Source organism: Yersinia sp. 2545 StPb PI (genome assembly GCF_052217125.1).
GTDB classification, from domain to species: Bacteria; Pseudomonadota; Gammaproteobacteria; order Enterobacterales; family Enterobacteriaceae; genus Yersinia; species Yersinia enterocolitica_E.
In genome coordinates this window covers 2,666,683-2,684,633 of the sequence record NZ_JAZGPY010000001.1, presented here as the reverse complement: position 1 = coordinate 2,684,633, position 17,951 = coordinate 2,666,683, and the positions used below count along the sequence as shown (strand labels likewise).

Sequence of the window (17,951 nt, the reverse complement as noted above, 5' to 3'; positions counted from 1 at the left end):
TTGTTTCGTGTGCAAGGTTGATTTAAGAACGAGAGTACTTGGTAGACGAAATTATCTCGCAAGCCAAAGGGCTCGAAAACAAGAATACATGTCAAAAGGACAGAGAATTTATGGCGAATCAATCAACTCACCGCGCTGGCGCGGAAGTTAAAGAATCCTGGGTGCCGATGATAACCATCGCATTAGCCCAGATTCTGATGTCATTCAACGTTGCTTCCCTACCGGTCGCATTGGGTGGGATGGTAAAAAGTTTTAATGTGCCACCCACCACGATCGCCACCGCGATTGTTATGTACTCATTATCTGTTGCGGGCTTCGTGATGTTGGGCGCCAAACTCAACCAACGTTTTGGGCCGCTGGTGGTATTTCGCAGCACAGTACTGCTGTTTGGTATCGCGCAGGTCATGATGACATTCAGCCCGAATGTTACTGTAATGATCAGTGCGCAAGCATTAAGTGGCTTGGCGGGGGCGGCTTTGGTGCCAGCTCTGGTCGCTTTGATTGCTGAAAACTACCGTGGTACACAACAGGCGACGGCGCTCGGTGCTTTAGGCTCAGCTCGAGCCGGTGCGGGTGTCGCGGCGTTTCTGATTGGTGGTGTCCTGGGTACCTATATCGGCTGGCGTCCAGCGTTCGGTATTTTGATTGTGTTATCGGCCGTGATCTTTGTGCTGAGTTTCCGATTGAAATCTGATAACGGTCGTCCTGAAGTGGGCATCGATGTGTTTGGGGTGGTACTGGCGGCATCGGCGATTATTCTGCTGTCGTTTGGTTTTAATAACCTGAACCGCTGGGGCTTCGGTCTGGTGCGTGATGGTGCGCCCTTTGATTTGTTAGGCTTCTCACCCGCGCCCTTCATGATTGTATTGGGTATTGTGCTGGGTCAGGCGTTTGTGGTTTGGACCCGTCGCCGTCAGGAACAAGGTAAAACACCGTTACTGGCACTGGAAGTGATTACCTCATCTACGGAAAAAGCGGCAGTATTCGCTATGTTTGCTGTGGTCGCACTGGAAGCGATGTTGAACTTCTCAGTGCCGTTGTATATCCAGATAGTGCAGGGCAGTACCCCGATGGCCACAGCGATTGCCATGATGCCATTTAACTTGTCAGTGTTCTTCTCCGCGATGCTGATAGTTCGTTTCTACAAGAAATTGACACCACGCAAAATTGGCCGTTATGGTTTTATCACCTGTACCATCGCCCTGTTGTGGTTGGCATTCGTGGTGCGCAATAACTGGAGTGAGTTCGCGGTACTGTTCGGTCTGGTGGTATTCGGTCTGGCACAGGGCGCATTGGTGACCTTACTGTTTAACGTATTAGTCAGTGCATCACCGAAAGAGTTGGCAGGCGATGTTGGTTCGTTGCGTGGTACGACTAACAACCTGGCAAATGCTATCGGTACTGCGGTTGCCGGTGCTTTGTTGGTCGGTTTGCTCAGTGCTAACGTGCTGCGTGGTGTGGCTGAAACGCCAATTCTGACGCCAGAAATTCAGGCTCAGATCAATATGGACAGCATCAACTTCGTCAGCAATGACCGCCTACAAGGTGTGTTAGCTCAGACGACGGCGACACCGGAACAAGTTGCCGAAGCGGTGCGAGTCAATGAAGAGGCGCGTTTACGAGCGCTGAAATTTGGCTTACTGATTATGGCGTTGCTATCACTGCTGGCTATCTTCCCAGCAGGCCGCTTGCCTGATTACTTACCGGGTGAATTGCCTGCGGATAATCTGGATCCTAAAGCCCGCAAATAACATGCTGTATTGATAGAAGAAAACGCTAAAAAGAACCTGGCAGTGTGCTGCGAAAACAGCCACTGTCAGTGTTCAACCCGCTTTAAATCCCATCAGCTATAATCTCATCGACAGTGCGCCTTGTGGCGGCGCTGATGACTGATGCTCGTTTTACAACTTCAATATCGTAATCGCCGCGAACTGCAAGTGATGCATAAACTCACGCAGGATCAGCAGGCGTGCGGCAAACACATTATCTGCCGGTATCCCTTCAGAGGCTGCGGGTCTACCCATCATTACCGCCGCCAGCCTGTCAAACACCCGCTCTACCGCCTCAAGTGATAAGTGCATTTCGCTCTGTAAAGGCAAACCCGCGAGCAGAGCTATCTCGGCTATCTCGCTATCGGTGGTGACTAATTGCGAGGTTTTATTCAGCGCAGGGCTAATACGGATAACTTCATCTTCAACCACCATAATGGCGGTTTCCATCTCATCAGCCGTTGGCGGATTGTGGCGGAAATAGCGCTGAGCTGTATGGGTATCACCCACGGTAAGTGGCCATTGAGCACCAGTCGGATCAATAATTACCGTGCTTGCATCACGACCAATATGCAGCAGGGTGATGACCTGCGCGCTATTACTGAGAGATGCGCGGATAGTTTCATATTCGGTCTGAATGCTATGCATTATCTACCACCTAAAGGGCTAGCGTTACTCAATTAATCCATGTGGAACAACCAAATTACCCCGGAAAACCTGCGGATTTACATGTTTACCCGCGCGGGCATCAATTAAGTCGACCACCTTTCTCGCCAATGTTTCTAATGAATACTCGATTGCTGGCACTGCTGGGATACCGGGTAATTGCACTGAACCATCCAGGCTGAAAACCATCACTTTATCAGGAACGGTATGCTTGAAGACATGCAATAGCGAGATGGCCTTTTGCGCTTCGATTTCATCCATTACCAACAGCGCATTAAATTGTGCACCGTTATTCAATAGTGTCTGCAACGCCTCTGAAGAGGAGTGAACGTTACCCATCACTAAACTGCGGTTATAGGGAATCAGGTAATTCTCCAACGCCCGTTGATAACCCAGTAGCGTCTGTTCCGCCACCGTGCCAGAGGCATGATTTAACAGCGCAATATGTCGGCGGCCCTGACTGACCAAATAGTGACAGGCAGTTTCTGCTGCGAATGAGTGGTCGAATAAAATACTGTTAGGGGTAGAGGACTCAAGACAATCAATCATGATGATATTTTCATCATGAGATGGCAGCGCAAAGCGTGCGCCGATGATGATAATGGCATCACACAAACCATTGGCGAGCTCAGCGACAGCATTTGCTACCCCGATGCTATTGTCGGCAAAACGCAGTAATAAATGCTTTTGATGCTGGCTAAACTGTTTTTCCAAGGCAAACAGATAACTGGTTGTTTGCTGAATGTGTTCAGTAGCGCAAATCACACCGACACACCCGGTTGACTGTGCAGTCAGAAACTGGGCGATGACATTCGGTTTATAATTCAGAGTCTCAACGGCCTTCATCACCGCCAGACGGCTCTCTTCCTTGACGCCGCGTGTACCGCTTAACACCCGGGACACTGTAGCTTTAGATACGTTGGCTAACCGCGATACATCATTAATAGTCGACATAACTTCACTCCACTTTATCTGATCAATGGCCAGAGGGCCTGGTCAGTTCCCTATTTCCTTGGTTCCAGTCTTACTGCATCTATTCTATACCGCGATCATCATAACGGAAACCGTTGTTACCAAGGAGTATCCAATAAAACAGCTCCCAGTGCTTAGCTTTTTGTGACGTCTTTCACAACTGCATATCTTTCAGTGGTTAAATATTTGAGCGCGCTCTCATATCTATTCTGTTTGCATGGAAACCGGTTTCCATTTTGTTTCCAATGAGGCTCAATATGACAAAATTACTCTGAGGCGATACGTAATGAAAAAGATAATGTTGTGCTGCTCCGCCGGGATGTCTACCAGCATGTTAGTGAAAAAAATGTTGGCTGAGGCAGCAACGCGCGGACTTGAGGTTCAGATTGATGCTTTCGGTGCCAGTGAATTCAATGAACAGTTCAGCCGCTATCAGGTTGTGCTATTGGGACCACAGGTGAAATATATGCAACGTGATTTGGCGGCAATCGCTGAGCCTTTAGGGATCCCGGTGATGACTATCGACATGATGGATTACGGTATGCAACGCGGTGATAAGGTGCTCGACTTCGCCTTATCTCTTATTAATGCAGTGAAATAAAAGGTATCTGCCATGAGTTCTCTTTACCAAGCAATGGTTGGAATGATAGAGCAAACCATTACGCCACTGGCTGGGCGGCTGGGGCAACAAAAGTACATAATCGCCATTCGTGACGGGTTTACCTCGGCACTGCCGTTTATGATTATTGGTTCATTTATGCTGGTGTTCATTTTTCCGCCGTTTTCTGCGGACACCACATGGGGTTTTGCCCGTGGTTGGTTAAACTTCTCAAGTACCTATCGCGAGCAATTGATGCTGCCTTTCAATCTCAGCATGGGGGTGATGACCTTCTTTATCTCGGTGGGGATTGGTGCCAGCCTTGGGCGGCAATATAAGTTGGACCCAATCATGACCGGTCTGCTGGCATTGATGTCCTTTTTGCTGGTAGCAGCACCTTATGCTGATGGGCACATTTCAACCCAATATTTCTCAGGACAAGGGATTTTCACCGCCATCGTGACCGCGGTGTATTCCACGGAGTTGTATGCATTCCTCAAACGCCACAATATTACTATCCGCCTGCCGAAAGAAGTGCCGACCGGGGTTGCACGATCTTTTGAAATTCTGATCCCCGTAGTGGCAGTGGTTGCGACATTGCATCCACTGAATTTATTTATCGAATCCTCCACAGGAATGATTATTCCAGAAGCGATTATGCACCTGTTGGCACCTTTAGTTTCTGCCTCAGATTCGCTACCTGCCATTTTGTTGTCGGTTCTGTTATGCCAAATTTTGTGGTTTGCCGGTATCCATGGCGCATTGATTGTGACCGGTATCATGAACCCGTTCTGGATGACCAATTTGGCGCTAAATCAAGCGGCTTTAGCTGCCGGAGCGCCGTTACCTCATATCTATTTGCAAGGTTTCTGGGATCACTACCTATTGATCGGTGGTGTGGGTTCGACTTTACCGCTGGCCTTCCTGCTATTACGCAGCAAAGCCATTCATCTGCGTACTATTGGCAAAATGGGGATAGTCCCAAGCTTCTTTAATATTAATGAACCGATTCTGTTTGGTGCCCCCATCATCATGAACCCGGTGTTCTTCCTGCCTTTTATCTTCGTTCCGATGATCAACGCTACATTGGCCTATATCGCGACCAAATTGGGGTGGATTGCGCAAGTTGTGTCATTAACCCCGTGGACGACGCCTGCGCCAATTGGTGCTTCCTGGGCTGCCAATTGGGCGTTTAGTCCAGTAGTTATGTGTCTGTTATGTATGGTGTTCTCGGCGGTGATGTACTACCCATTCCTCAAAGCTTATGAGCGCAGCCTGCTGAAAGCCGACCAGGAAAAAGAGCAACAACTGAGTTTTGCTGAGTCAGCCGAAACCCGCTAAGTCGTGATTAGATTAATCTTTATGGAGAGTATGATGAAGTATCAATTTCCACATGATTTTTGGTGGGGCAGTGCCAGTTCAGCCCCGCAAACCGAAGGTGAAAGCTTGAGTGGTGGTAAAAGTGCCACTGTCTGGGACACTTGGTTTGACAAGCAACCGGGGCGTTTTCATCAGCAGATTGGGCCGCAACAGACATCAACGTTTTATCAACATTGGCAGCAAGATATTGCTTTATTGAAACAGTTAAATCACAACAGTTTCCGTACCTCCATCTCATGGGCGCGACTGATCCCCAACGGACGAGGTGAAGTGAATCCGCAGGCAGTGGATTTTTACAATGGTGTCATTGACGAACTGCTGGCACAGGGGATAACCCCATTTATCAATCTGTTTCATTTTGATATGCCAACAGTCATGCAGGAGTTGGGGGGGTGGGAAAGCCGCTATGTAGTGGACGCCTATGCTGAATATGCCGATACCTGTTTTCGTTTATTTGGTGACCGGGTACAACATTGGTTTACCTTCAACGAACCAATCGTGCCAGTCGAAGGTGGCTATCTCTACGATTTCCATTATCCGAATGTAGTGGATTTCAAACGGGCGGCCACGGTGGCTTATCACACCGTGCTGGCTCATGCTTTGGCGGTGAAAAAATATCGCCAACGTGAGTTAGGTGGTGAGATTGGCATTATTTTAAATCTCACGCCGTCGTATCCGCGTTCTGAAAATCCTGCGGATGTAAAAGCGGCTAATATCGCCGACTTACTTTTTAATCGCAGTTTCCTCGATCCAGTATTACGCGGCGAGTATCCGGCTGAGCTGACGGCATTACTGAAAGATTATGATCAGCTGCCTGCCTGCCAACCTGGAGACAGTGAATTAATTGTTGAGGGTAAAGTAGATTTACTCGGTATCAATTATTATCAGCCACGTAGAATTAAATGCCGCGATAGCCGGGTTAATCCAGAAGCCCCCTTCATGCCAGAATGGCTGTTCGATTATTATCAGATGCCAGGTTGCAAAATGAACCCGCACCGGGGTTGGGAAATTTATGAACCCGGTATTTACGATATCCTAACCAACTTACGAAAAAACTACGGCAATCCGCGCTGTTTTATTTCAGAAAATGGTATGGGTGTCGAAAATGAACAGCGATTCAGCCACAACGGTCAGATAGATGATAGTTATCGTATTGAGTTTGTTTCCGAGCATTTAAAATGGGTTCACCGTGCTTTGGCGCAAGGGAGCCATTGCCTTGGTTATCATATGTGGACGTTTATTGATAACTGGTCATGGTGTAATGCCTATAAGAATCGTTATGGCTTTGTTCAGTTAGATTTGAAAACGCAGCAACGTATCGTGAAAAAAAGTGGCGAATGGTTTGCGGCAACGGCAAATAATCAAGGTTTTGATGAGGTAGAGCGAAATGATTGATTTGGAAGAGGCCGTAATGGAGATTATCGTCAATGCCGGTCAGGCCAGAAGTCTTTGTTTTGAGGCATTGCGAGCCGCCCGTGAAGGTGATTTTGTTCAAGCGCATGCACTGTTATCAGAATCGGATGGCTTTACCAAGGCCGCACATCGGATGCAAACCAAGCTTATCGAACAAGATGCCGGGGAAGCCAAAACACCGATGACACTGATTATGGTCCATGCTCAAGATCATTTAATGACATCGTTATTAGCCCGTGAATTAACCAATGAATTAGTATTATTATATCAGCGAGGATAAATCGCCTTGGGTAAATGAAATTCATTGTGTAAGTCAAAGAAATATTTAAATTAACTATTGCACTGAGGTCAAATATGAATATTTAACCATGGCTGGTTATTTGCCAAAAAGATACTTCTGGGTATAAAAATAAATAAATCATTAACTCTTTAAAAATGGGTGAGCTGAGTATCGCCTTTATTTTGAGAGCCTAATACTTTACTTCACATTATCCTAAATAGAGATGGTTATTATGAATAAGTTTATACTGGTTGGACTTACCAGTCTTTTATCATTGCCTGTATTCGCTGAAGTGTCCTGGGAGACCCCACAAGGGAATCTGAAATTATACGGTGATGTTGAGATTAATATGGATGCTGCCAGTAAAAGTGGGCAGCTCACTTCTCTACGCACCAGTGCAAATAAAGACTGGAAAGCGGGGAGTAGAGAGCAATGGGATATTAATGGCAGAATACTGATCGGTCTGGATGGTTATCGGCGTATGAATAATGGCAATTTCGCAGGTTTCACTGTACAGCCACTGGCTGATATTGGTGGTCATATGAACCTCGATGATGCAGCCTTCTTCTTTGGTCATGAGAAAGATTGGAAGGTGAAAGTCGGTCGCTTTGAAGCCTATGATATGTTCCCACTGAATCAGGATACGTTTGTCCAACACTCAGGTAATACTGCGAATGATCTTTACAGTGATGGCTATGGTTACATCTATATGATGAAAGAAGGCCGTGGGCGCAGCAACAATGGGGGTAACTTCCTGGTCAGTAAAACTCTGGGTAACTGGTATTTTGAAGTTAACACCATTCTAAAAGACGGAACCACGTTATTTGCCAATAATACTTATCATGGTAATACGCTGGAAAATGAAAAAAATGTGGCGTATGTTCGTCCGGTGATTTCGTGGAAACAAGATAGCCTTTCTGCGGCTATAGCAATGGAAAGTAACGTTATCAGTAATGCCTATGGTTATCGTGATGATCAGGGCCAGTTTCAGGACCAATCGAAACGTAATGGCTATGGGGCAACATTCACTTGGAATAATCAGGATAAAGATCCTGACAATGGTATTGTCGCTAATCTGAGCTCAGCTTATATGGATGCAACCAATGAGAAGAACTTCAGTGCCGGGGCTAATATCTTATGGCGAAACTTTGAAATTGGTTATATTTACGCACACAATGATATCGAATATTTCAACAGTGCAAATGCAGGGATAGTTACCTCGGGGATATTAACCTCGCCTGATAAATATGATGTTCACACGATCCACACCTCCTATAAAATTGCCAATATCATGGATATGAATAACTTTAATTTATATATTGGTGCTTACTGGTCTAAATTGGAAGTGTCACCTGACAATAAAGTGGTTAATGCTGAAAGCGATGACCGCTACGGTGTACGTGCCAGATTTAAATATTTCTTCTAATAGATTACTGGCGACCACATGAATTAAATTAGTTATTTAATATTTTACTCAGATTAAATTTCACTTAAATAAATGCCTGTCTGCGGAATTAGGTTATGCACGCCTGTGGTATTTCCGCAGCAGGCCAGGTTGTTTTCTACTCTTGTCCCTCTCAGAACCAGCGAATAAAAAACCTTCTATTTGAATTATTTTTGCACTTTCCTAAGAAGAAATTGCGTAGTGCGCCGCATTTTTAAACAAAAATTCAAGAAACTAAATATTTTTTGATGCGGATCAAGACACATTTCCTTTGTTTAGTGTTAATGTTAATAAATCTCATTATCAACTTCATGTGCGTTACTCATATTATGCGAACTTGGCACAAACTCTTTCTGCTTTGCTGCTGTTGGTGGCTATCAGCCTCATTAGCCTGGGCTGCGACGGATTACCCGCAGTTGGTTAATGATATCCAATCCCGTCTCGATAAAACGTCTCAGTTGTACCAACAACAGAACAATGATGAAGCCCGTACTACGGTGCAGATGGCGTACTTTGAAGTTTTCGAAAACCTCGAAGGCCCGATTCGTATCAATATCTCTGCCCAGAAGAGTTATCAGATGGAAGCCGCTTTTGGTGAAATCCGGCGCATGATTGGGGAGGGCAAGCCGCAAGCAGAAGTTGATAATAAAATTAATTGGCTTAAAAGTGAACTCACTGCGGTACTGCCTATACTGACCGATGGGCATAAACTTAATGCAGAACAGCAACATGCAGCTTATGAAAACAGTGAAATTGCACTGTACTGGCAGCAGAGTTTCAAGATCATTGATGACTTACTGGCACAAGCCATAAGCGAATATCAAGAAGGGAAGTTCGCCGCGGCCAGCGAAAGCGTGCAACAGGCTCATTATCAGGGTTTTAAAAACTCTGAAATGGAAATGTCAGTGCGGGGCAATCGTTCCGCACAAGCAGCAGCGGCAATTAACCAACAATTTACCGCATTAATCGATCTCACTCGCAAGCCAGACCAAATAACGGAAGTTGCCTATCGTGTCACCGGTTTACTACAAACTATCGAAGACACCCTTCCAGGCTTACCCACAACGCGTGAACAGCAACCCGTCACCGCAGATCAAGCCAACGTTGGGCAATCTTCGGCATCGGCTGCTAGTTCTGACGGACAAGCTAATGCCGATTGGGCGGCTGTTTCCAGTAAGATAAATCAGGCCATCAGCGATGCTATTAGTCAGTACCAAAAGGGGCAGACTACACCGGCAATGATGGCTGTGCAGGATACCTACTTTGATTTGTTCGAAGCCAGTGGCATGGAGAATAAAGTTGGTTCACGTGATGCTGCATTTAAATCAACGTTAGAGGGGCATTTCACTCGTTTAGTCAGCCTGATGAAAGCCGGTCAGCCAGTCGAACAGTTACAAGCCGAAGCCGTCGCGTTGCAAAAGGATTTGGCCAGTGCTGTAGAGATGCTCGGTGGGGGGGATGAAACCAACTGGAGTCTGTTCATCTACAGCCTGCTGATTATTGTGCGTGAAGGGCTGGAAGCTTTACTGATTGTTGCCGCGATAGTGGCTTATCTGGTGAAAAACAACCATCAGGATAAATTACCGCTCATTCGTCAATCCGTTGTAGTGGCCTTAATCGCCAGCGTGCTAACCGCTTTCGTCTTCCAGTGGTTATTTGCTAATTCAGGGCAAAGTCGTGAGTTATTAGAAGGTTTCACCATGATGATTGCCGTGGTGATGCTGTTCTCAATGAGTTACTGGTTATTGTCGAAGACTGAAGCACGGCAATGGAAAGCTTATCTCGAAGGGAAATTTTCTAAATCACTCAGTAGTGGATCGATGGTCGGGTTATGGCTGACAAGCTTCCTGGCGGTGTATCGCGAAGGTGCTGAAACTGTACTGTTCTATCTGGCCCTGATGGGCGATGCCAGTACCACTAGCGGCCACTTGTCGATTCTGGCAGGTTTTGGCGTTGGCTGTGTATTCTTGCTGGCAGCTTATCTGGTCATGCGCTTTACCGTAGTCAAATTGCCACTCAAACCCTTCTTTATGTTTACCGGTGGCTTTATGTACCTAATGGCGTTTGTATTTGCCGGTAAGAGTGTTCTTGAACTAATTGAAGGTAAATTGTTTGAGCCGACATTGCTACCGGGCGTACCTGAAATCAGTTGGTTGGGGATCTATCCATATCTGGAAACATTGATTCCTCAAGGGATATTACTGATTGCTGCGCTGGTTGCTCTTTGGGTAATGCAACGGCGTGGTCGTACTGTCTCAGCGTAATGGTCCGGCATGATGCCGGTGTGAATAACGACAATGTAATTATCATTTGATACCAGAGGGTGTGCTACATGACCATGAAGAAAACGATTATTGCCAGCAGCATTATCGCCAGCATTTTTGCAGCGCCTGCTGCTTTCGCCTTTAAAGAGTATCCGGCTGGCGAGCCTATCAAGATCAACGATATGGAAATTGCTGCAGTTTACTTGCAGCCAATCGATATGGAACCGCGTGGCATGGGTTTGCCTGCCGCGAAAGCTGACATTCATCTGGAGGCAGATATCCATGCCACCGAAGGCAATAAGAATGGATTTGGTGCCGGTGAGTGGATGCCGTACCTGACTATCGCTTATACCTTGGTGAATACGGATACTGGTACCAAACAAGAAGGCACATTCATGCCGATGGTTGCCAGTGACGGTCCACACTACGGTGCCAATATTAAAATGATGGGTGTAGGTAACTATAAAGTTACTTACCATATCAGTGAGCCATCTAAAGCCGGATTACATCGCCATACTGATAGCGAAACGGGTGTTGGCCGCTGGTGGAAACCGTTTGATGTGAGCTATGACTTTAAATATACCGGTTTGAATTGATAACAATGGCCGCGATGACTAAAACAGTTATCGCGGCTTTTTCTTAATGCTGGATGGTCAGCGCGTTTTTATCCGCGCGATGTAAAAGCTGATCAGTGATAACTGGCAGGTGTTGTGATTATCTTGCCCAAGGTGTGTGCTAATGAGTTATTTTTTTGTTTCCGTGCTACAAGCCTTTTTACCGGTAGCGTTGTTATTGGGGTTAAGTTGGGCATTCAGGCCAGCTCCTGCATTGAACCGGGTGGTATGGATAACGATACTCATGGCTATCTTGGGTATTTGGGCCGGTACCCATTACCCAAAATCGCAGCAATTGCAGTTAGTTCTGGCGGGGGGGCAACTTCTCGCACTGCTGTTATTCTTGTTGAGTCAATTTACGCTCCGCCGATCGTTAGGTTATGTCTGGCAAGCCCTGTTGGTATTGGGCGCGGCATTCAATTGGGGTAATAACCCGAATCTCGGTGCCTTTACCAATACCCATGTCATCAACACCGATTTACTGCTTAATTTGGCGGCTATTGTCGTGGCATTTGGCTGGGTGATTTTCAGTGCCGTATTATTGCTGATGATGGTCAGGCAATTGCCTCGTTGTCGTTGGCCACTATTGATACTGATAACGGTATTACTGATTTTGCCACTCAGTGGCGACGGCATTCTGTTATTAATGAAGTTACAGGTTGTGCCACTGACCAAATCACTACTCAGTTATGTCGCTTTAGTTACCAATGGGCATGCCTGGTTGAGTTACATTTGTGCGCTGCTTCTGGCATTTACGACGCTGTGTTACTTGATACCGTTACGGAATTCCCGCCGGATCGTCGGTGAAAATTCAGACCCGATTGCTCACCGTAAAGCATTAGCTGATTACCGTAATGTACGCCGAATCTTTGTTTTTTCCTTGCTGGCATGGGTAATAGCCGCAGGTGCTCAACTCTACTGGGATAAAGTCGCTTCTCAACCGCCCCAGTTGTCCGAGGCTTTACCCGTGACACTCTCGGCTGATGGTTTAGTCCGTATTCCAGTAGAGCAGGTACGTGATGGTAAGTTGCATCGTTTTGTCTGGGTCGCCGATGATGGTAAAGCAGTACGTTTCTTTATTATTAACCGTTATCCCGATCGTCTGCGCCTGAGTGTGGTTTTCGATGCCTGCTTGTTGTGTGGTGATCAAGGGTATGTCATGGAAGGCAATCAGGTCATTTGCGTTGCCTGCGCCGTGCATATTTTCATTCCGTCGATCGGTAAAGCAGGGGGCTGTAACCCGATACCGTTGGAGGGGTGGAAAAGTGACGATAAAGAGTTAGTCATTCCCAAAGCCTCTTTGGAGGCGGGTGTCAATTACTTCACCACGGTAGTAACGCTTGATGTAATTGATCCGGTTGATAAAACTCGCCTCACCAATCAAAAGGCCGAATATAAGTACAGTTATGGCGAGAAGACCTATTTCTTCTCATCTGAGGCGAATTACAACCGTTTCCGTGAACACCCGGAGCAGTTTGTGACGCCGGTTGCCAGCAGTGAAGACAGTGACACGCAGGAGAATCCATAATTATGTTATGGCGCATGCTCAAGCAGTCTTGGTTCAGGAATGTCCGGCGTAAATCCCTGGCGGTATTTACGGTCTTCCTTGCTGCCGGACTCATCTCGTCATTGTTGGCGGTATCGATAGATATTGGCGATAAAATGTCACGTGAGTTGAAGTCTTATGGTGCCAATATTTTGATTGAACCTGCTGGGCAGGTGGCACTGCCGTCATTATTCGGCGAGCAGAGTAACCCACTTACCGGGCAGGATTTCCTCGATCAAGCTGAGTTACCCAATATCAAAGATATTTTTTGGCGTAACAATATTGTCGGTTTTGCGCCATTACTGAGCGGCGAAACTGATGTTAAGGGGCAAATTATTCCGCTGCTGGGGACCTATTTTAATCAGCCGGTTGATGTACCCGATGAAGAGGACTATCACACTGGTCAGCAAATTATCAGCCCGTATTGGCAGGTTAGTGGTAACTGGCCGCAGGAGCCAGTTAAAGCCGATGCGACAACGGCTGAGGCATTGTTAGGTAAACAACTGGCACAGCAAACTGGTTGGAAAGTCGGTGATGAGTTGCACCTCAACGGTGCCTCTGGCCCACTAACGGTGAAGATAAGTGGGGTGCTGAGTAGTGGTGGTGAAGAAGAGAGCCGCCTGGTATTACCCCTAAGCGCAGTGCAATCACTCCTCGGCTTGCCAGGAAAAATCCAGGCAGTGCGGGTTTCAGCATTGACTGTGCCAGAAAATGAGTTGTCGCGTAAAGCGCGCGAAAACCTTGAAGCCCTTAATGCCGAAGAATATGACCTGTGGTATTGCACTGCTTATGTTTCTTCAATTGCACACCAATTGGAAGAGGCTATTTCTGGCTCCGTAGTGCGGCCAATTTGGCAAGTTGCTGCATCTGAAGGGGTGGTGATTGAAAAGATACAACTGCTGTTGGCGGTGGTTACGCTGGCGGCGTTGATTGCTGCGGCAATGGGGATTGCATCGCTGATGACCAGCACGATTATGGAACGCGCGAAAGAGATTGGTTTGATGAAAGCATTGGGGGCGCGTCAGTGGCAAATTTTGATGCTGTTTTATCTTGAAGCAGCAATCAGTGGCTTGATTGGTGGTCTGGCAGGCTGTTTGGCTGGCTGGGGCTTGGCAAAAACCATTGGCCTGATGTTGTTTGGCGCTCCACTCAGTTTTGCCTGGATGGTGGTGCCCTGTGTGCTGGTGATATCCGTGTTGATTGCCGTCATAGGTACCTGGTTCCCTGCCCGGCGTATTGCCAGTCTCTATCCGGTGGAGGTGCTTTATGGCCGTTAATCATCGGGCAATTCAGCATAAAGGCAGTAATAGTATGTTCTGGCGATTAGTATTACGTGCACTGCGCCTGCGGATGCAACGGGTCAGTGTGGTATTTGCCGCACTCACTGTTGGTGCAGCGATTGTCACCGCAATGTCAGCAGTTTATTTCGATATTAATGCCAAAATGAGTCAGGAGTTACGAACCTTTGGTGCCAATTTCTATATCGGCCCAGGGCATGGTAACTCTTTTGAACAACAGCGATTTCAGCCAATTATAGATGCGGCACCCAAAGGGCTTATCAATGCTTCCAGCCCCTATATTTATGGTATGGCCCGCACCGAATTGGAAAAAGTGGTGCTGATGGGGGTATGGTTTGAATCCCTACAACAGCTCGTTCCCTACTGGCAAGTCACCGGCAACTGGATCGGCGTCAGTTTTGATGATCGCAATGCCATGATTGGTGTCAAACTTGCCGAACGCTTGCACGTCAAAGTAGGCGATACCATTACATTGGTGAATGGAGCGACTCGCCAGCGTCTTCAGGTCAAAGGTATTGTTGAAGCGGGTGACGCCACGGATAACATGTTAATCGTCAATCTTGAACTGGCACAAAAATGGCTCAATCAACCGGGGCATATCAGCAATGCGCTCCTTAGTGTCAGTAATGATGTGGGGCAGGTTGAAACATTTGCCAGCCGCCTGCGTGAGCAATATCCCGATCTTGAAATTCGGCCAATCCGTAAGGTTTCGGCTTCTGAAGGACAAGTGCTTGATAAAATAAAAGGGCTGATGGGGCTGGTCTCGGTGGTGATCCTCATTTTGTCATCACTGTGCGTTAACACCACCTTAATGGCGATAGTGGGTGAGCGTTCAAAAGAGTTCGCCTTGCAAAAAGCATTGGGTGCCAGTGGTGCCGATATTATTCGTCAGATGCTGACTGAAACACTGATTATATCGCTGGCTGCCGCAGTCTGTGGTGCTTTGCTTGGGTATGTGTTGGCGCAAGTATTGGGCCAGACGGTGTTCAGTGCGGCAATCGCTTTGCGAGCACCAGTACTGCCATTGACCCTGATATTGTCATTGTTAGTCGCCGCCGTGGCGGCCATTGTTCCCACCCGTCGGGCTATTCATATCGAACCCGCTAAAGTCCTGAAAGGAGAGTAGCAAATGACATCGCCATTAACACGGGTGAAACCTGAATACACCGCGGATGCCGTCATTGAAACCCGACATTTATATAAGCGTTTTGGTCAAGTTACAGCGCTGGAAGACATTAATATTCGCATTAATCGTGGTGAGTTTGTCGCGATTATGGGGGCGTCCGGCTCAGGTAAAACAACATTAATGAATATCCTGACCTGTCTGGATACCGTTAGCGAAGGACAGGTGTTACTTGACGGTATTGATGCCGCAGGCTTAGACGAAGAAGGCCGCAGGCAGTTTCGGGCTGACAAGATAGGGCTGGTTTTTCAACAATTTCACCTGATTCCTTACCTGACTGCGTTAGAGAACATTATGTTAGCGCAGCATTATCACAGTGTGGTTGATGAAGACGCCGCGCGGCAGGTTTTAGAACAGGTCGGGATGACACCACGTATGGGGCATCTGCCTAGCCAACTCTCTGGTGGTGAGCAACAGCGAGTGTGTATTGCACGTGCGCTTGTTAATCAGCCCCCTATCATTTTTGCTGATGAACCGACCGGCAACCTTGATGAAGAGAATGAACAGCGGGTGCTGGATCTGCTAAACCATATTCATCGTCAGGGTAGAACCATTGTCATGGTTACCCACAATCCAGATTTAGGGTGTGTTGCTGATCGGATAATCCGGCTCCAGCACGGTAAATATCTTAATGAAGAGAGCCGTCATCATGTGGCGTAATCGGTTAAAAGTTATCGGCATGTGTGGTGTGTTATTGCTACTTAGCGCGTGCAAACAAGAAGAGTTGGTGGTGGGTGAAGCGGCCCCGCAATTGGCAGCTTATGACCTAAAAGGCAAGCCGGTGGCACTTGATCAATGGAAAGGTAAGCAGGTGTACCTCAATTTCTGGTCAGCTAGCTGTGGCGGTTGTCTGGCTGAAATGGCGGCACTGGATAAACTGAGTCAGGAATATCGGGATGATATCGTGGTTGTGGCGATTAACACCGATCCTGAACAGGTGGATATCAATCCGGTGTTGGCACAGCGGAATATTAGTTATCCGGTTATTCGTGATCAATTAGGTATCACACAAGAACGCTACCAGGTTATTGGCACCCCGACTTCTTTTCTGATTGACCGCAGTGGTAAAGTGACGCAATTGCATCAGGGCGCGCGTAATGAGCAGGCGCTGGTTACGTTGTTCCAACAATGGGCGGCGGGTGCATAATGAAAGCAGTGCTGTTGTTAAGCGTGGGTGCCCTGCTGCTCAGTGTCACGGCTCAGGCAGCCACTGACGGTGAGCATATTTATAAACAAACCTGTTCAAGTTGCCATGGGCGTTCGGCTGATCGCAAAGGCTTGGATAAGGCACCGCCACTGATATCGTTATCGCGTGATGAAATTGTTGATGGTCTAACTGCTCGCCGCGATGGCAAGATTGTTGGCCGGGGCAATAAGGCCAAAGCACATCTGACGGATGACGATATTCAAAAACTGGCCGACCATATCGAAAACTTAAAAACGATTAAACACACAATGCCTTGATGTAATATTGTCTTTTATTTCAATTTTTTGATTGATTTAAATAAACCAAATCTCGTGCCGAATTTGTTTGTTCCGACGGCTTCATTTGATAATGTTAATGCTGTATTATATGTTGCATATTAAATACATCTTTAAGTTATCTGAGGAATATCAGTATGGGAAATGCATCAGCACTGCTGTGTTATAAAGAGTTACCTGTCTGGAATAGTACCGCTGTACCGGCGATGTTCCGGGAAAAACACAATACCAAGGCAGGTACTTGGGCCAAACTGACCATTCTAAACGGGGAGATGGATTTTCTGATCCTCGATGAAGCGGGGAATACTTTGGCGAGGCATAGCTTCTCTTGTGAGCAGCAGCCGCCCTTTATAGAACCCCAAGTCTGGCACCGTATTGCCGCATGTTCAGATGACCTGCAATGCCAACTCAGTTTCTATTGCACGGCAGAAGATTTTTATCATAAAAAATACAATTTAACCCCGACGCACTCTGAAGTCATTGAAGCCGTGAAAATGGTTAAACCGGGTAAAGCATTAGATTTAGGTTGTGGTTCTGGTCGTAATTCTTTGTATTTGAATTTATTGGGTTTTGATGTCACGGCGGTAGACAAAAATAGCGATAGTATCCATAATTTACAGCAGATTATAGTACAGGAAAATCTGCAAAATATTACCGCCAGCACTTACAATATTAATGAAGCCAGTGTGGACAACCGCTATGATTTTATTTTATCGACTGTGGTCCTGATGTTCCTACAACCGGAAAGAATTCCCTCTATTATTAATAATATGCAGGAGTGTACCTTGTCCGGTGGTTATAATTTGATTATCTCTGCCATGTCTACGGATGACTTCCCTTGTACTGTGCTGTTCTCCTTTACATTAAAGTCGGGTGAGTTAAGCCATTACTATAAAGATTGGGATATTATTAAGTACAACGAAGATGTTGGGCAATTACATAAGACCGACGCCGAAGGTAATCGGATAAAACTGCGCTTTGCGACACTATTGGCGAAAAAACGGTAATTGCACCGTAGGTACCTAACCTGCGACTTAGTTGG

17 protein-coding genes are annotated in these 17,951 nt (G+C 46.8%); 15 read left to right on the top strand and 2 right to left on the bottom strand.

Features of this window, described 5'->3' with window-relative positions; all coding sequences use genetic code 11:
• Positions 1-110 precede the first annotated feature (110 nt).
• Complete coding sequence (locus tag V1955_RS12405) at positions 111-1,751, top strand: MFS transporter (protein ID WP_083159083.1); 1,641 nt, start codon at positions 111-113, stop codon at positions 1,749-1,751.
• Between the two features lie 150 nt (positions 1,752-1,901).
• Here V1955_RS12405 and V1955_RS12400 read toward each other — a convergent pair whose 3' ends face one another.
• Positions 1,902-2,417, bottom strand: coding sequence for a hypothetical protein (locus tag V1955_RS12400; protein ID WP_083159082.1), 516 nt, complete (start codon positions 2,415-2,417; stop codon positions 1,902-1,904).
• A 24-nt stretch (positions 2,418-2,441) separates the two neighbouring features.
• Positions 2,442-3,389, bottom strand: a complete 948-nt coding sequence (locus V1955_RS12395; protein WP_083159081.1) for a LacI family DNA-binding transcriptional regulator — start codon at positions 3,387-3,389, stop codon at positions 2,442-2,444.
• 304 nt (positions 3,390-3,693) lie between these two features.
• Between V1955_RS12395 and V1955_RS12390 the strand changes: the two genes are divergently transcribed.
• The 14 genes from V1955_RS12390 to tehB all read left to right on the top strand — a co-directional run bounded on the left by V1955_RS12390 (position 3,694) and on the right by tehB (position 17,916).
• Positions 3,694-4,008 carry a PTS sugar transporter subunit IIB gene (locus tag V1955_RS12390; protein ID WP_042569652.1) on the top strand — a complete coding sequence of 105 codons (315 nt, stop codon included), beginning with the start codon at positions 3,694-3,696 and terminating at the stop codon, positions 4,006-4,008.
• A 12-nt stretch (positions 4,009-4,020) separates the two neighbouring features.
• Positions 4,021-5,346, top strand: coding sequence for a PTS sugar transporter subunit IIC (locus tag V1955_RS12385; RefSeq protein ID WP_083159080.1), 1,326 nt, complete (start codon positions 4,021-4,023; stop codon positions 5,344-5,346).
• A 33-nt stretch (positions 5,347-5,379) separates the two neighbouring features.
• Positions 5,380-6,780, top strand: a complete 1,401-nt coding sequence (locus V1955_RS12380) for a glycoside hydrolase family 1 protein (protein ID WP_420073727.1) — start codon at positions 5,380-5,382, stop codon at positions 6,778-6,780.
• The gene (locus V1955_RS12375; RefSeq protein WP_083159078.1) at positions 6,773-7,078 is read left to right on the top strand and encodes a PTS lactose/cellobiose transporter subunit IIA; all 306 of its coding nucleotides are present in this window, start codon (positions 6,773-6,775) and stop codon (positions 7,076-7,078) included. Before V1955_RS12380 ends, V1955_RS12375 begins: the two co-directional genes overlap by 8 nt.
• A gap of 223 nt (positions 7,079-7,301) precedes the next feature.
• Positions 7,302-8,504: a carbohydrate porin gene (locus tag V1955_RS12370; protein ID WP_442820947.1), complete on the top strand. Its 1,203-nt coding sequence runs from the start codon at positions 7,302-7,304 to the stop codon at positions 8,502-8,504.
• 347 nt (positions 8,505-8,851) lie between these two features.
• Complete coding sequence (locus V1955_RS12365) at positions 8,852-10,786, top strand: FTR1 family iron permease (RefSeq protein ID WP_420073618.1); 1,935 nt, start codon at positions 8,852-8,854, stop codon at positions 10,784-10,786.
• Between the two features lie 68 nt (positions 10,787-10,854).
• Entirely contained in the window at positions 10,855-11,382 is a 528-nt protein-coding gene (locus tag V1955_RS12360) for an iron transporter (RefSeq protein WP_083159075.1), read from the top strand.
• Between the two features lie 142 nt (positions 11,383-11,524).
• Complete coding sequence (locus V1955_RS12355; protein WP_442820946.1) at positions 11,525-12,928, top strand: Fe-S-containing protein; 1,404 nt, start codon at positions 11,525-11,527, stop codon at positions 12,926-12,928.
• 2 nt (positions 12,929-12,930) lie between these two features.
• Positions 12,931-14,223, top strand: coding sequence for an ABC transporter permease (locus tag V1955_RS12350; protein WP_083159073.1), 1,293 nt, complete (start codon positions 12,931-12,933; stop codon positions 14,221-14,223).
• Between the two features lie 34 nt (positions 14,224-14,257).
• On the top strand, positions 14,258-15,370 hold the full coding sequence (locus tag V1955_RS12345) for an ABC transporter permease (protein WP_193784820.1): 1,113 nt from the start codon (positions 14,258-14,260) through the stop codon (positions 15,368-15,370).
• Between the two features lie 3 nt (positions 15,371-15,373).
• On the top strand, positions 15,374-16,087 hold the full coding sequence (locus V1955_RS12340; RefSeq protein WP_083159071.1) for an ABC transporter ATP-binding protein: 714 nt from the start codon (positions 15,374-15,376) through the stop codon (positions 16,085-16,087).
• A 19-nt stretch (positions 16,088-16,106) separates the two neighbouring features.
• On the top strand, positions 16,107-16,574 hold the full coding sequence (locus V1955_RS12335; RefSeq protein ID WP_193784819.1) for a TlpA family protein disulfide reductase: 468 nt from the start codon (positions 16,107-16,109) through the stop codon (positions 16,572-16,574).
• Positions 16,574-16,891, top strand: a complete 318-nt coding sequence (locus tag V1955_RS12330; RefSeq protein ID WP_372569098.1) for a c-type cytochrome — start codon at positions 16,574-16,576, stop codon at positions 16,889-16,891. The genes V1955_RS12335 and V1955_RS12330 overlap by 1 nt, the downstream gene beginning before the upstream one ends.
• 155 nt (positions 16,892-17,046) lie before the next feature.
• A complete protein-coding gene (tehB, locus tag V1955_RS12325; protein ID WP_442820945.1) occupies positions 17,047-17,916 on the top strand; it encodes an SAM-dependent methyltransferase TehB in 870 nt (289 codons plus the stop codon).
• The last annotated feature ends 35 nt before the right edge of the window (positions 17,917-17,951 follow it).